This window comes from Streptomyces sp. NPDC091972, from assembly GCF_044756385.1.
Taxonomy (GTDB): Bacteria; Actinomycetota; Actinomycetes; order Streptomycetales; family Streptomycetaceae; genus Streptomyces.
The window spans coordinates 55,624-68,130 of record NZ_JBIVSV010000022.1 but is presented as its reverse complement, the minus strand read 5'-3'; the positions used below and the strand labels follow the sequence as shown (position 1 = coordinate 68,130).

The 12,507-nt window shown below is 69.8% G+C and carries 13 protein-coding genes; 5 read left to right on the top strand and 8 right to left on the bottom strand.

Annotation, left to right across the window (positions count from 1 at the left end; genetic code table 11):
* Positions 1–67: 67 nt before the first annotated feature.
* Complete coding sequence (locus ACIQJT_RS40155; protein ID WP_402650430.1) at positions 68–250, bottom strand: hypothetical protein; 183 nt, start codon at positions 248–250, stop codon at positions 68–70.
* Between the two features lie 164 nt (positions 251–414).
* On the bottom strand, positions 415–864 hold the full coding sequence (locus tag ACIQJT_RS40150; RefSeq protein WP_402650443.1) for a hypothetical protein: 450 nt from the start codon (positions 862–864) through the stop codon (positions 415–417).
* On the opposite strand from ACIQJT_RS40150, the gene ACIQJT_RS40145 reads away from it, so the two are divergent.
* Positions 800–1,489, top strand: coding sequence for an expansin EXLX1 family cellulose-binding protein (locus ACIQJT_RS40145; RefSeq protein ID WP_402650441.1), 690 nt, complete (start codon positions 800–802; stop codon positions 1,487–1,489). The two genes, ACIQJT_RS40150 and ACIQJT_RS40145, sit on opposite strands and share 65 nt — an antisense overlap.
* A gap of 203 nt (positions 1,490–1,692) precedes the next feature.
* On the opposite strand, the gene ACIQJT_RS40140 is transcribed toward ACIQJT_RS40145, so the two are convergent.
* Positions 1,693–2,256: a cysteine hydrolase gene (locus ACIQJT_RS40140; protein WP_365464756.1), complete on the bottom strand. Its 564-nt coding sequence runs from the start codon at positions 2,254–2,256 to the stop codon at positions 1,693–1,695.
* 371 nt (positions 2,257–2,627) lie between these two features.
* Positions 2,628–3,206 carry a TetR/AcrR family transcriptional regulator gene (locus tag ACIQJT_RS40135; RefSeq protein WP_402650429.1) on the bottom strand — a complete coding sequence of 193 codons (579 nt, stop codon included), beginning with the start codon at positions 3,204–3,206 and terminating at the stop codon, positions 2,628–2,630.
* A gap of 88 nt (positions 3,207–3,294) precedes the next feature.
* Here ACIQJT_RS40135 and ACIQJT_RS40130 point away from each other — a divergent pair, with 88 nt between their 5' ends.
* Positions 3,295–4,176 carry an SDR family oxidoreductase gene (locus tag ACIQJT_RS40130; protein WP_402650428.1) on the top strand — a complete coding sequence of 294 codons (882 nt, stop codon included), beginning with the start codon at positions 3,295–3,297 and terminating at the stop codon, positions 4,174–4,176.
* A 502-nt stretch (positions 4,177–4,678) separates the two neighbouring features.
* Here the strand turns inward: ACIQJT_RS40130 and ACIQJT_RS40125 are convergent.
* On the bottom strand, positions 4,679–5,035 hold the full coding sequence (locus ACIQJT_RS40125) for a helix-turn-helix domain-containing protein (RefSeq protein WP_365464747.1): 357 nt from the start codon (positions 5,033–5,035) through the stop codon (positions 4,679–4,681).
* A gap of 140 nt (positions 5,036–5,175) precedes the next feature.
* Here ACIQJT_RS40125 and ACIQJT_RS40120 point away from each other — a divergent pair, with 140 nt between their 5' ends.
* Both ACIQJT_RS40120 and ACIQJT_RS40115 read left to right on the top strand, forming a co-directional pair.
* Positions 5,176–6,207, top strand: a complete 1,032-nt coding sequence (locus ACIQJT_RS40120; RefSeq protein ID WP_402650427.1) for a zinc-binding alcohol dehydrogenase family protein — start codon at positions 5,176–5,178, stop codon at positions 6,205–6,207.
* Positions 6,208–6,481: 274 nt separating this feature from the next.
* Entirely contained in the window at positions 6,482–8,485 is a 2,004-nt protein-coding gene (locus ACIQJT_RS40115) for a prolyl oligopeptidase family serine peptidase (RefSeq protein WP_402650426.1), read from the top strand.
* Positions 8,486–8,503: 18 nt separating this feature from the next.
* Here ACIQJT_RS40115 and ACIQJT_RS40110 read toward each other — a convergent pair whose 3' ends face one another.
* Positions 8,504–8,962 (bottom strand): hypothetical protein, encoded by a 459-nt coding sequence (locus ACIQJT_RS40110; protein WP_402650425.1) that lies wholly within the window; start codon positions 8,960–8,962, stop codon positions 8,504–8,506.
* Positions 8,963–9,295: 333 nt separating this feature from the next.
* Entirely contained in the window at positions 9,296–10,744 is a 1,449-nt protein-coding gene (locus ACIQJT_RS40105; RefSeq protein ID WP_402650424.1) for an MFS transporter, read from the bottom strand.
* 109 nt (positions 10,745–10,853) lie between these two features.
* On the opposite strand from ACIQJT_RS40105, the gene ACIQJT_RS40100 reads away from it, so the two are divergent.
* Positions 10,854–11,345 carry a helix-turn-helix domain-containing protein gene (locus tag ACIQJT_RS40100; RefSeq protein WP_365464735.1) on the top strand — a complete coding sequence of 164 codons (492 nt, stop codon included), beginning with the start codon at positions 10,854–10,856 and terminating at the stop codon, positions 11,343–11,345.
* A 138-nt stretch (positions 11,346–11,483) separates the two neighbouring features.
* Here ACIQJT_RS40100 and ACIQJT_RS40095 read toward each other — a convergent pair whose 3' ends face one another.
* Complete coding sequence (locus tag ACIQJT_RS40095) at positions 11,484–12,401, bottom strand: LysR family transcriptional regulator (RefSeq protein WP_365464732.1); 918 nt, start codon at positions 12,399–12,401, stop codon at positions 11,484–11,486.
* Positions 12,402–12,507: the final 106 nt, after the last annotated feature.

The window sequence follows — 12,507 nt, the reverse complement described above, 5'->3', positions numbered from 1 at the left end:
CCGGCGACCAGGGCCACCGCGCCCCTGCACATCCACAGCAGGTGGCTGCACCTCTGCCCGTGCCGGGTCACGTGCGAATACCGATCCGCAGGAGCTGCCCCAACAAGTCGGCGCGGCGCAACAGCGGTTCGACCACATCTCGCGCGACGTGTACGCGTTCCGCCGCGGGCTGCAGATTCCCGACGGGATCCTCGCCGTGCGTGCGGGAGCGCGCTGAGAAGCCGTCTGAATCGTCGCTACGTACAGCCATCCCACCTGCCTCCTCGTGGCACGGGCCTGCGGGTCTCACCCGCTGTCCGCGGAGTGGGGCGCGTCACCTGCGATTGCGCCCCTCTGTTCCTGGGACACCTGGTGCCCGCAGAGAGGACAGTTGATTCTTCCCAGGGGTTGTGCTGTCCGCCGAAGGAGACTCCCTCAGAGGAGGAGCCAGAGGATGCGGGTGATCAGCATCCACCAGACGGCAACCTTTTCGCGGTGGGTGGCCACTGACCAGTGCACCATCGGCTCGATCCCGAACGGACAGGTCATGACGACAACGAGGCAGATCGCACGGCAGCGCAGGCGCAGACGCAGAACCGTGCTGGGCGCCACCGTGGCGCTGGCCACTGCGGGTGTTCTCACCTTCCTGGTCATCGCGTTGCTCCCCGGCCACAACGGCGACGGCAGGCCGACCGCAGCCACCCCCCTCGTCACCACCCAGCCGAAGGCAGCCGGGACTTCTGGGACGGCCTCTGCGAGCCCAGAGCCGAGCCCGTCGGCAAGTCTGAGTGCGAGCGGCTCCGCCACGCCGAAGGTCTCGGTGACCCCCAAGCCGGCGAAGCCGTCACAGAAGAGCACCCCGACGTCCTCGCGCGGGTCGACCACGTCTGTGTCGGCGGGTCGGATCCGGCCCAACACCTCGTACCAGGGGGTCGCGACCGCCTATGAAGCAGGTGTCGGGGACGGGGCCTGTCTGTTCGGTCCCAGCCCGGACATGATGATCGCGGCGATGAACACCACCGACTACGAGACCTCCCGCGCCTGCGGTGCCTACGTGCTCGTCCGCGCGGCCAACGGCAAGTCCGTCACCGTACGGATCACCAACGAATGCCCTCTGCCCTGCGCACCCGGGCAGATCGACCTCAGCCAACAGGCCTTCGCCAAGCTCGCCGACCTCAAGGTCGGCCGCCTGCCCATCACTTGGAGCCTGGTGAGTCCCGGCTCCATCGGCACCATGTCCATCCGGTACAAGACCGGATCCAGCGCCTACTGGTGCGGTATCCAGGTCATCGGGCACCGCAACCCGGTCGCACGGCTCGAGGTCAGCACCGGAAACGGCTGGCGCCAGTTGCCCCGCACCAGCTTCAACTACTTCATCGCCGAGGACGGCAACGGCTGCGGCAAGGCGATCAGAGTCACCGACATCTACGGTGAACAACTGACCGTCAGCGGACTGGCGGTGCGGGCGAACGTCGTACAGCCCACACGAGTGCAGTTCGCCCAGCACTGATCCTGACCGCACCCCGCCCCCACCAGACGACCCTGACTCCTTTCGTCCTGCCCTCCGACAGCAAGGTTCTGACAGGCCGCCTTCTGCCGGGTCTTGGTCTGGGCCAGGCCCGGGCAGGAGCGCAGGATGCCGTCGGCTGGCCTGCCCGCCCGGTCGAAGCGATGCCGGCTCACCCCACTCGCGAAAGTCCGGGCGGTCTTCCGCTACTGCGCTGCGATGGCTTTGACCCAGTCGTCGACCGTGAGGACATCTGCCCACTGCGGGAACAGCTTTTCGGTGAGCATCCGGTGCACCTCGGGATCGGTGTCGAGGCAGGCATCCGCCAGGACGGTGAGGCCGAAGTCCAGGTCGATGGCGTGCCACAGGGTGGACAGCACTACGGCGCTGGTGGCGATGCCGGTGAGAACAAGGCTGTCGATGTCGCGAGCCCTGAGTACCAAGTCGAGGTCGCTGCCCGAGAACGCACTTCCGCGCCTCTTGGTCACCACCACGTCGCCCTGGCGGGGTGCGACGTCGTCATGGATCTCAGAGCCGGGTGCTCCCTCGGTGAACAGGCCGGCCCGCACGGCGTTCGTCATCACCTTGTTGCGGGGGCTGACCTCCGGATCCCCCGGCCGTAAACCGAGCACGACGTAGATCACGGTGATACGCGCAGCCCGGGCACCGTCGATCGCCCTGCGCAAGCGCGGCAGATATCCGGAACCGTCATCGGCGATGGCCACGACGTCCCGTTGCACGTCCATCACCAGAAGAGCACTGTTTGCCATGCTTGCCGTCCCTTCTCCCTCTGGACAAGTCTGGTGGATCGACCGGGCTGCGGTGGAGGCTTCGGAGATCTTCGCAACGTCGCGCCGCAATGCCCCGCGACCGGTGCCGGTTGTCGCCGCGCCCGTCCGGAAGCGGATCGTGAAACGCCGGCCGGCGCGGTCACCCGCACAGGAGTGGTCCAGGGGTACGGCCGCGGTGGTGCCGCAGGCCTGCGCTACCGGTGGTCACTACCGGTGGTCACGCCTCGTCCTGGCGGCTGGGCCCCGTCGACGGGCAACTGCGGCGCGATGTTACCTGGGGCTCTGCCTGTTGACGCTTCTCGAAGCTGGCTACCGACCGCAGTTGCGTGCCCGGCGGGTGAGATTGCCGGTCAGCCCAGCGAGGCGCTCGCCGCACGCAACTCGTCCAGGGCCGCCAGGGTGTACCCGGCGAGTTCGTCCTTGCCGTCACGGTCACCCTCGGACCATTGGGCGTACCCCCGTTTGAAGGCGAGGACGCCCAGCTCCCCCGCAAGAGCCGCGGTCGGATCGGGTACGCCGCGGGCGATGAGAGCGGTCGTCATCGCGGCCGCGAGGCTGACGCTCTTGAGGGCGTCACGCTCCTGGAGTTCGGTGCTTGCTGCGACGGCCGCCTTCAGGCGAGGCGCGAGCTCGCGGCTCATGGGGCCCATCGCGCTCGACGCACGCTCCAGACCGGCGGCGACCGCCTCCAGCGGGGCGGCGTCGGCGGGCGCCTCGGCGATCCCCTCGGCGAGCAGTCGGCTCAGCGTCTCCTGCCCGGCCACCAGCAGCTCGCGCTTGTCCGGGAAGTGCCGGAAGAAGGTGCTCTTGGTGACTCCTGCGCGCTCGGCGATCTGCGCGACCGTCGTGGCGTCGTACCCCTGCTCGGTGAACAGGTCGACGGCAGCCATGACGAGACGTTCGCGTGCGCCCGGTTCCCATCTGCCCATGGTCACCATCCTAGGTGATGGGACTCTTGTCCCGTCACTGCGCTAGAGTGACGGGACAAGAGTCCCATCACTTCTGGGGGAGTTTCCCATGCACGTTTTCGTCACCGGCGGCACCGGCCTGATCGGTTCCGCCGTCGTCGCCGAACTGCTCGACAACGGCCACACCGTCCTCGCACTGACTCGCTCCGACGCATCCGCGCAGGCCGCGACCGCGGCCGGCGCCGAGCCCCTGCGCGGCTCCCTCGCAGACCTGGACACCTTGCGCGCCGGCGCCGCCGGGGCGGACGGGGTGATCCACCTGGCGTTCGCCAACGACTTCAGCAGCCCCGACGCCCTCGCCAAGTCGGTCGCGGAGGAGAGCGCCGCCCTCGCGGCCCTCGGCGAGGAGCTCGTCGGCAGCGACCGCCCCTTCGTCACCTGCTCCGGCACGCCGCACGTACCCGGCCGCGCCTCCACCGAGGCAGACCCGCTGATGACCGAGGGGCCGGTCGGCGGTCGCGGCCGTGCGGTCATGTCGGTCCTGGGCCTCGCCTCGCGCGGGGTCCGCACCAGCGCCGTACGCCTGCCGCGCACGGTGCACAACCAGGGCTCCGGTGGATTCGCCGGCCTGTTGACGGGCATCGCACGACGAACCGGAGTCTCCGGTTACCCGGGCGACGGCACCCAGCGCTGGCCGGCCGTGCACGCTCTCGACGCGGCAGTTCTCTTCCGGCTCGCCCTGGAACACGCCGAAGCGGGCACCGCCTGGCACGCCGTGGCCGACGAGGGGGACCAGGTCCGCGACATCGCGGCAGTCATCGGCCGACGGCTGAACCTGCCGGTCGAACCGGTAGGGGCTGAGACCTTCGGCCCCCTCGGCCAGATCTTCGCGAGCGACCAGCCCTCTTCCAGCGCCTACACCCGGCAGGCGCTCGACTGGGAGCCCAAGCACCCCAGCCTTCTCGAGGACCTGGAGAACATCCAGTCCTGACGGGCAAACGGGGCGTCCGCCATGAGGACCAGCGGTCGTTTCATGATCCTGCCCACGTCGTAGCCGTCGGCGGGTCCCTGGTTCCTCTCAGCAAGAGGTCTGCCCACACCCGGACCCACAACCCCTGGAGGTGCGGCGGCCGCATCCGAGGCGGCGTCAGCGTCCTCGCGCTGCCGCCCCCAGGGGGCAGCGACAGCGCGGCCCCGGAAACCAACAGCTCAGTCGCACGCGCCGGCAAGGACTCCCCCACGGGTCACGCAGAACCACTGCGCATGCCTCGACGACGAGAGGTGCCTCCCCGGGCGACACATGGCCACCACGGCGCGCGGGACGTGATGATCCACGCGTCCGCCGCGTACGCCATGTCCCGGCGGCTGCCGGACGCCAAGGTCACCCACTGCAACGTCACCGGACAGGGCGTTCCCTCCAGCACGCGGAGGACTTCGCCCCCGAAGTCAATGAGTTCCTGGATCGCTGACCGGAGTGGCCGCGCCTGAGGCCGTCAGGCGATCTCGTCCATGTGGTCTTCCACCCACCCACGCAGCCGCGCCAAGGGTTCCGCGACGCTGTGACCGAGGTCCGTCAGTTCGTACTCCACGTGCAGCGGCACTGCGGGGTAGATGGTCCGCTTCACGAAGCCCCGGTCCTCAAGACGGCGCAATGTTGCAGTGAGCACCTTCGGGCTCACCCCCTCCAGGCGCTTTTGCAGGGCTCCGAAACGCTGCGGCCCGTCCTCCATCGCCCCGATGGCGAGCGCCGACCACTTGTTTGCCAGGAGATCCAGCACGTCCCGGCAGGGGCATTGGGCGGCGTACACGTCGTGATGGTCGTGCCTCTTCGACTCGCAGAGGGTCACCATGGAGCCTCCCCTTTCTGTCCTCACCCACCCACCAGCACACTTCCCAAAGGATAGTAGTACTCCTTGCGGGTTACTACCTCCTCAGATCTACGTTGGTTGTGCACGGAAGTCCGGTGCACAACTCGACAGAAGGAACACTCATGAGCCAGCTCCCGCAGACCATGCCCGCCGTCGCCCACTTCAAGAACCTCCCGGTCGAGAACCCGGAGAGTCTCGTGGACACGACCCTGCCGGTACCCCAGCCAAAGGCGCGCGACCTGCTCGTGCAGGTCGAGGCGGTTGCGGTGAACCCGGTCGACTACAAGATCCGCCAGAGCAGTGATCCGGGCGGCGAGCCCAAGGTCCTGGGCTGGGACGCAGCCGGCACCGTTGTCGCCGTCGGCGAGGGGGTCGAGTCCTTCCAGGTGGGTGACGAGGTCTTCTACGCCGGAGCCATCGACCGGCCGGGCGCCAACTCGCTCTTCCACGTGGTGGACGAGCGGATCGTCGGCCACAAGCCGACTTCCCTGTCCTTCGCCGAGGCCGCAGCGCTGCCCCTCACGTCGCTGACCGCCTGGGAGGGCCTGTTCGAGCACCTCGGTCTGCACAACGACGCCCTCAAGCAGACGGGCACGCTGCTGGTCACCGCCGCCGCAGGTGGCGTCGGCGCGATGGTCTCCCAGCTGGCCCGCGCCCTGACCAGCCTGACGGTGATCGGAACCGCGTCCCGGCCCGAGACCGCCGAGTTCGCCCGGCGTTTCGGTGCCGCGCACACCGTCGACCACCGCGAGCCCCTCGTCCCGCAGGTACGCGAGATCGCTCCGGACGGCGTCGACTTCGTCTTCAGCACCGCCGCCACCCAACGGAACCTGGCTGCCTACGCCGACTTCGTCAAGCCCTTCGGCCACATCGTGGCCATCGACGACTTCGACCAGCTCGAGATCGGCCTGCTGAAGTCCAAGAGCATCGCCTTCCACTGGGAACTCATGTTCACTCGGTCCCTGCACCAGACCGCCGACCTCGCGGAACAGGGCCGCATCCTCGACCAGGTCGCCCGCCTGGTGGACGCCGGGATCCTGAACACCACGGCCACCACCGACCTCGGGAAGATCAACGCCGCGAACCTGCGCGAGGCCCACCGCATCCTGGAATCGGGCAAGGCCATCGGCAAGGTCACGATGGCCGGCTTCTGACCCGCATCCACCCTGGGCAGCACGGGAGGGGGAAGGCCGCGACCAGCCTTCCCCCTCCCATCCGGGCCGTCGCGGACGTACCGCCGTGTCGGGGCGGCGCCTGCGGTCGTCGAGGAAGCCACACGCGCGTGACGATGATCGCCGGTGGGGGTCGCAGCTCCTGACCGGGCAGGGCTGTCAGTTGCATCGAGCGTGCCCGAACAGCCGCTGAAAGACTGGCGTTTACGTCCTCCTCTCTGGCCGTTCGCGTGGCGCGCGAGCGACAATCGCCCGCATGACCGAGTCCTCCGGTGGCCCGTCCACCTTCCGTGACCTGTCCGCCTTCGTCGCCTGCCCACGCGTCAACTCCCTTGCCCTGTCAGCCGACGGCACTCGTCTTGTCGCCGCCGTGCAGTCGTTGTCCGAGGACGGGACGCGGTTCGTGTCCGGTCTGTGGGAGATCGATCCGACCGGGGAGCGCGACGCGCTACGGCTGACCCGGTCCGACAAGGGCGAGTCGGGGCCGGTGTTCGGTCCGGACGGAGCGCTGTACTTCCTGTCCGAACGGGCCGCCGCGGACGGCGATGAGGGTGCCGCGCTGTGGGCGTTGCCGCCGCGCGGGGAGGCCGTCGTCGTGGCCCGGCACCCCGGCGGGATCGCCGCGGTCACCGTGGCCCGCGACTCCGGTGCGCTGTGCCACACCGCCGGGCTTCTCCCGGGGGCCGCTGACGCCGAGGCACACGGAAAGCTGCGCGCGGCGCGAAGGGACGCGAAGGTCACCGCGATCCTGTACGAGACCGGTCCTACCCGCGCCTGGGACCACGACCTCGGCCCTGAGGAGCCGCACACCTTTGTCCGTGCAGGTGTTGACGCGGAACCGGTCGTCGCCGGTGGGCAGGGGGTCGGTCTGGAGGATCCCGGGGACGCGGCGTTGTCCCCGGACGGCACGCGCGTCGCGTACCGGCGGTTCGTGCCCGGGCGGGTCCCGGCCGAACATCGCACCGCGGTGGTGGTGGCCGACTCGGTGAGCGGTGACGAGATCCACGTCGTCGGTGACCTGGAGCACCTCTACGAGGCGCCGAGGTTCACCCACGACGGCTCGGCCCTCGTGTGCTGCCGGATGCGCTACCCGACCTACGACGACCCCTGGGAGGCGACTCTCGTCCGGATCGACCTGGCCGACGGCACGGTGCGGGACCTGCTGCCCGGATTCGACAACTGGCCCGCCGGCGTGGTCTGTTCACCGGTGGACGACACGCTCTTCTTCACATCCGACGAGCAAGGGCACGCCCCCGTCTTCCGGCGCGACCCGGACGGCAGCGTCACCCGCCTCACCGTCTCCGGCGCGTACGGCTCGCTGACCGTGAGCCCGGACGGCCGGACGCTCTACGCCCTGCGCCACGCGGTCGACGCGCCGCCTGCGCCCGTCCGGATCGACGCCGGCCTCGCCGAACAGACCCCGGTCGAGCTGCCCGCCCCGGGTGGCGTCGGGGACCTGCCCGGGACACTCACCGAGGTGCACGCGGAGGCGGACGACGGATTCGTGCTGCGCGGCTGGCTCGTGCTGCCCGAGGGCGCGTCCGCCGAGCAGCCCGCCCCCCTGCTCGTCGCCGTCCACGGTGGACCGCAGTCCAGCTGGAACGGCTGGACCTGGCGCTGGAACCCGTGGCCGTTCGCCGCGCGCGGCTATGCGGTTCTGTTGCCGGATCCGGCCCTGTCGACCGGGTACGGGCAGATCAACCACCGGCGCGGCTGGGGGCAGTGGGGCGGGCGTCCCTACACCGACGTGATCGCGCTGACCGACGCGACCGAGGCCCGCGACGACATCGATGCCTCACGTTCGGCGCTCGCCGGCGGCTCGTACGGCGGATACATGGCGAACCGGGTGGCCACCAGCACGGACCGCTTCAAGGCGATCGTCAGCCATGCGGGTCTGTGGGACCTGCGGGCGTTCCAGGGCGACACCGATGTGCCCTGGTACTTCCAGCAGATCTTCGGCGATCCGCTGACCCGCCCCGAGCGCTACGAGGCCGACTCGCCGCACTTGGACGTCGCGAAGATCCGCACTCCGATGCTGGTCATCCATGGCGCGAAGGACTATCGCGTGCCCGTCGGACAGGGCGCCACGCTCTTCCAGGAACTGCAGCGGCACGAAGTACCCGCGAGTTACCTCTACTTCCCGGACGAGAACCACTGGATCCTCCAGCCGAACCACGCGCGCCTGTGGTACGAGACGTTCCTCAACTTCCTCGACCACCACGTCCTCGGCACCGAATGGCAGCGGCCCGGCCTGCTGTGACCCGCCCGACCCCGCCGATCAGTCTGCGATGAGTGCTCGCTCCTCGGCGGTGAGTCGCTTGAAGCAGGCATCCTCCACGGCCATGAACGTCAACCGATCGAGCGCGGGGGCTGTGAGATGGCGAGCGTGGAGGAACCAGCCCTTCTTCTTGTATGTGGCCATGAAGTAGGTTCCAGCGCCCCCGACCGGTGCCTCCTGGGAAGGTTTGCTCTCGTTCCAGCCCCGTGCCGAGAGGCCGGACAGCATGACCTGCAAGTGCCGCCGTGTGCCGGCCGGATCGGCGGAGTTGGGCGAGCGGTGGTCCTTCTCGGTCGGCGACCAGGAGACCACACATGGGGTCAGCCGCTTGGCGAGAGCGGTGATCCTGCGTCCCTTTTCGGTGCCGGTGGGGGCGTGTGCCGCCTTGGGCACACCAAACCCTGCCTTCACCTTGCCGCCCGTCAGTCCGGCTGCCGCGACGGCCGCTTGCAGGTCCATCCGAACGTCCCTTTGGCCGAAGGGCGCCGATGTGGAAGCAGGGGAAGGGACAGGGGCGGTGGTGACCACCGGGGCTGCGGGTCCGGCTCCCGCGCCACAGCCGGTGGCGAGAATCGCCACCACGGCGACGAGGGCCGTGTGCTTGACGTTGATCGTGTGGGGACGCATGTGCACCTTCTCTGCTCGCCGAACGCCAATCGGCCAGGTCAGCCCGGCGGGTCGGACACCGGCGCCGAATCCTCGCACGACTGCTTCTCCGTGACGGAACCGGTGCGTTCGTCCTTCACTGCGTTACGGGGGGCGTGGACTCCAGCAGGTGTGAGGGTGAGTGGTTCAGCGCGGTTCGGTCAGCGGGGTGGCCGGGGCGGGGGCCAGGGCGGCGGCCTCGCCGGTGCGGGTGGCGGTGCGGGTGATCCAGACGCCGACGACGGCCGCGGCGGCGCTCAGCGCCGCCGCCACCAGCCACGCGGCGCGGAAGTCCTGCCGCTGGGCGGGGCCGACATGGGTGCCGACGATGGCTACGAGGAGCGCGACGCCCACGGTGGCGGAGATCTGGCGCACGGAGTTGACCAGGGCCGATCCGGTGGCCGCCCGGTGGGCGGGCAGGGAGCTGACGCCGGCGGCGACCAGGGTGCCGAGGGTCAGCCCGACGCCCACGCCGCCCAGGACCTGACTGGGCAGCAGGTCGAGCCAGTAGTCGGCGTCAAGCGAGGCGAAGCACGTGCGCCAGAGCATCGCGGCGGCGAAGAGCAGTCCGCCCGTCGTCACCAGCGGTCCGTGGCCAAGACGTTGCGCGGCGCGCGCGGTGAGCAGGGTGACCACGGGGACCAGGGCGGGGCCGGGCACCATCGCCACGCCGGTGCGCAGGGCGCTCCAGTGCCAGATCTCCTGGCACCACAGGACGTTGGACAACAGCATGATGGCGAAGGCGACGCCGAACACGAAGGTGCCGGTGCTCGCGGCTCCGAACCGTGGGAGGCGCAGCAGCGGCAGCTCGAACAGCGGGTGGGTGTGCTGGAGCGAGCGGCGGACGAACACGGCGGCGCTGATCAGCGCGAGAGCGAACAGCGCGACACTCCTGGCGTCCAGCCACCCCCAGTCCGGTGCCTGCACCAGTCCGCCGGACAGGGCGGCTATCGCCAGGGTGATCAGCAGGGCGCCCGCCAGGTCGGGCAGGCGGCCCTGCTCCCTGCGCATGGTCGTGGGCAGGGTCCTCAGACCCGCCGCCACGGTGGCGATACCGATGGGGATGTTGATCACGAAGACCCAGCGCCAGTCGACCTGGACCAGCAGTCCGCCGGCGACGGGGCCCGCGGCGGCTGCGAGCCCGCCCACGGCCGCCCAGTTGCGGGTGGCACGGGTCCGGTGCTCCGTCGGTACGGAGGCCAGCAGGAGCGCCAGGGAGGTGGGCAACTGGGCGGCGGCTCCTGCCGCTTGCAGGGCCCGGGCGGCCACCAGGGTCCCGAGGTTCGGTGCCAGGGCGCAGGCGAGCGAGGCGAGGGTGAAGACGCTGACGCCGGTGAGGAACACCGGCCGCTGTCCGATCCGGTCCCCCGTCCGGCCCGCGACGACCAGGAGGGCCGCCAGGACGATGGCGTAGGCGTTGAGCACCCAGGACAGGGAACTCAGTGTGGCCGCTCGGCCGGAGGAAGAGGCGAAGGACGAGCCCATGGCGGGCAGTGCCACGTTGACGATCCACAGATCGAGGTTGGTCATGAAGACCGCCAAGATGATGACGGTCGACGCCACACGTTGCTTTGAAAACCAAACCGATGGGCTCATGAGGGCCAGCGAAGCACGATGCGTTTTGATATTCAAACCACAGCGGGGGCGGACCTCCCGACATTGCCCAAGCTTTGATAATCAAAGCCCACGCGGGATACTCAAAGGTGTGACCACACAACGCATCGACCCGTACGAGGTCCCCGGCCGCCCCTGCTCGATCGCCGCCGCCCTCCAGGTGGTGGGCGACCGCTGGTCCCTGCTCGCCGTCCGCGAGGTCACCTTCGGCAACCACCGCTTCCGCCAGATCGCCAAGAACACCGGCGCTCCCACCGACCGCCTGTCCGCCCGGCTCAAGAGCCTGGTCGCCGACGGGGTCCTGGAGCGCCGCCCGCTGTCCGACGAGCCCCGCCACGACGGCTACTACCTCACCGAGGCCGGCCGCGACCTGCTCGGCGTCATCCGCGAACTGCTGCGCTGGGGGGACCGCTGGCTGGCCACCGACCCGCCCATGAAGCTGCGCCACCACGACCATGACTTCACCGCCCGCCCGATCTGCGCCCACTGCGGGGAGCCGGTCACCCAGGGCGAGGTGCACGCCGAGGTGACCGCGGAGGGCTGGACACTGGCGGGGCCGGTCGCAGACTCCCCCGGCCACTAGGGCGACGACCGGGGGTGAGCCCGTCACACCCGACGCGGGCTGCGCGTGTTCGCCCGAGCGTGGCCGCACGAGGTCGTGCGTGAGGAAATGCGGGACGCGGCCGGCCGAACCGACTCCTGATGAGGTGCCTTCACCGCCTCACGCCTCGTCCACGCGCGGCAGCCCCGCCCCGACCCGCGCGGCCGTCTCGCGCAGCCAGATGTGGGCCGCGTCATGGGTGTGGACCGGATGCCACCACAGTGCTTCGCGCAGTGGCACCGCCTCGTACGGCGGCTCCAGCACCCGCACGGCGGCGATCGGGGCCATCAGCCGCGCCAGCCTCGCCTGGACCAGAGCGATGCGCCGGGTGTCGGCGATCATCAGGGGCAGGAGCTGGAAGCTGTCGACGGACACCTCGACGCGCGGTTCGATCCCGAGCATGCCGAGCTGCCGTACGGCGGGCGCGTCGTAGGTGCGCTGGTACGTCACCCAGGGCAGCCTCGCCAGGTCGTCACGGGTGAGCCGGTCCCCCACGTCGGGGTGGTCCCGTGCCACGAGGAACACCCACCGGTCGTCGTAGAGGTCGGTGGCGGGAAAGTCGCTGATCACGCCGTGGGGCATGAGCAGGCCGTCGGTGGCGCTCAGCAGGGTCGCGGTGCTGTCGATGACGGTCGGCGGGGTCTGGGTGAAGCGCAGCCGGATGCCGGGGGCCTCCTCGTGCACGAGGCGGGCGAGTTCGGTGCCGAAGACGGAGACGGCGTAGTCGGAGGCGACCAGTTTGAACTCGCGGGTCTCCTTGGCCGGGTCGAAGTCCGCCTGGCTGGAGAAGAGGCGTTCCAGCAGGTCGTAGGCGGAGGCGGTGCGGTCGAGGAGGACCTGGCCGAGTGCGGTGAGCTCGTAGTGGCCGCCGACGCGTGCGAGCAGGTCGTCGCCGAAGTGCCGGCGCAGCCGGGCGAGGGCGGCGCTCATCGCGGGCTGGCTCAGACCGATCCGCTGCCCCGCGCGGGTGACGTTCCGCTCCTCCAGCAGGGCGCGCAGGGCTACGACGAGATTGAGGTCGAGACGGGCCAGGTTCACGGATCGGTCCCTTGCGGTGGAGCGGCCAACGATGAAGATAAACGGGGTGGATGCAGATCATCCACAGAATCGATTTCCCTGATCACGTGGTGCGGGTCCAGATTAG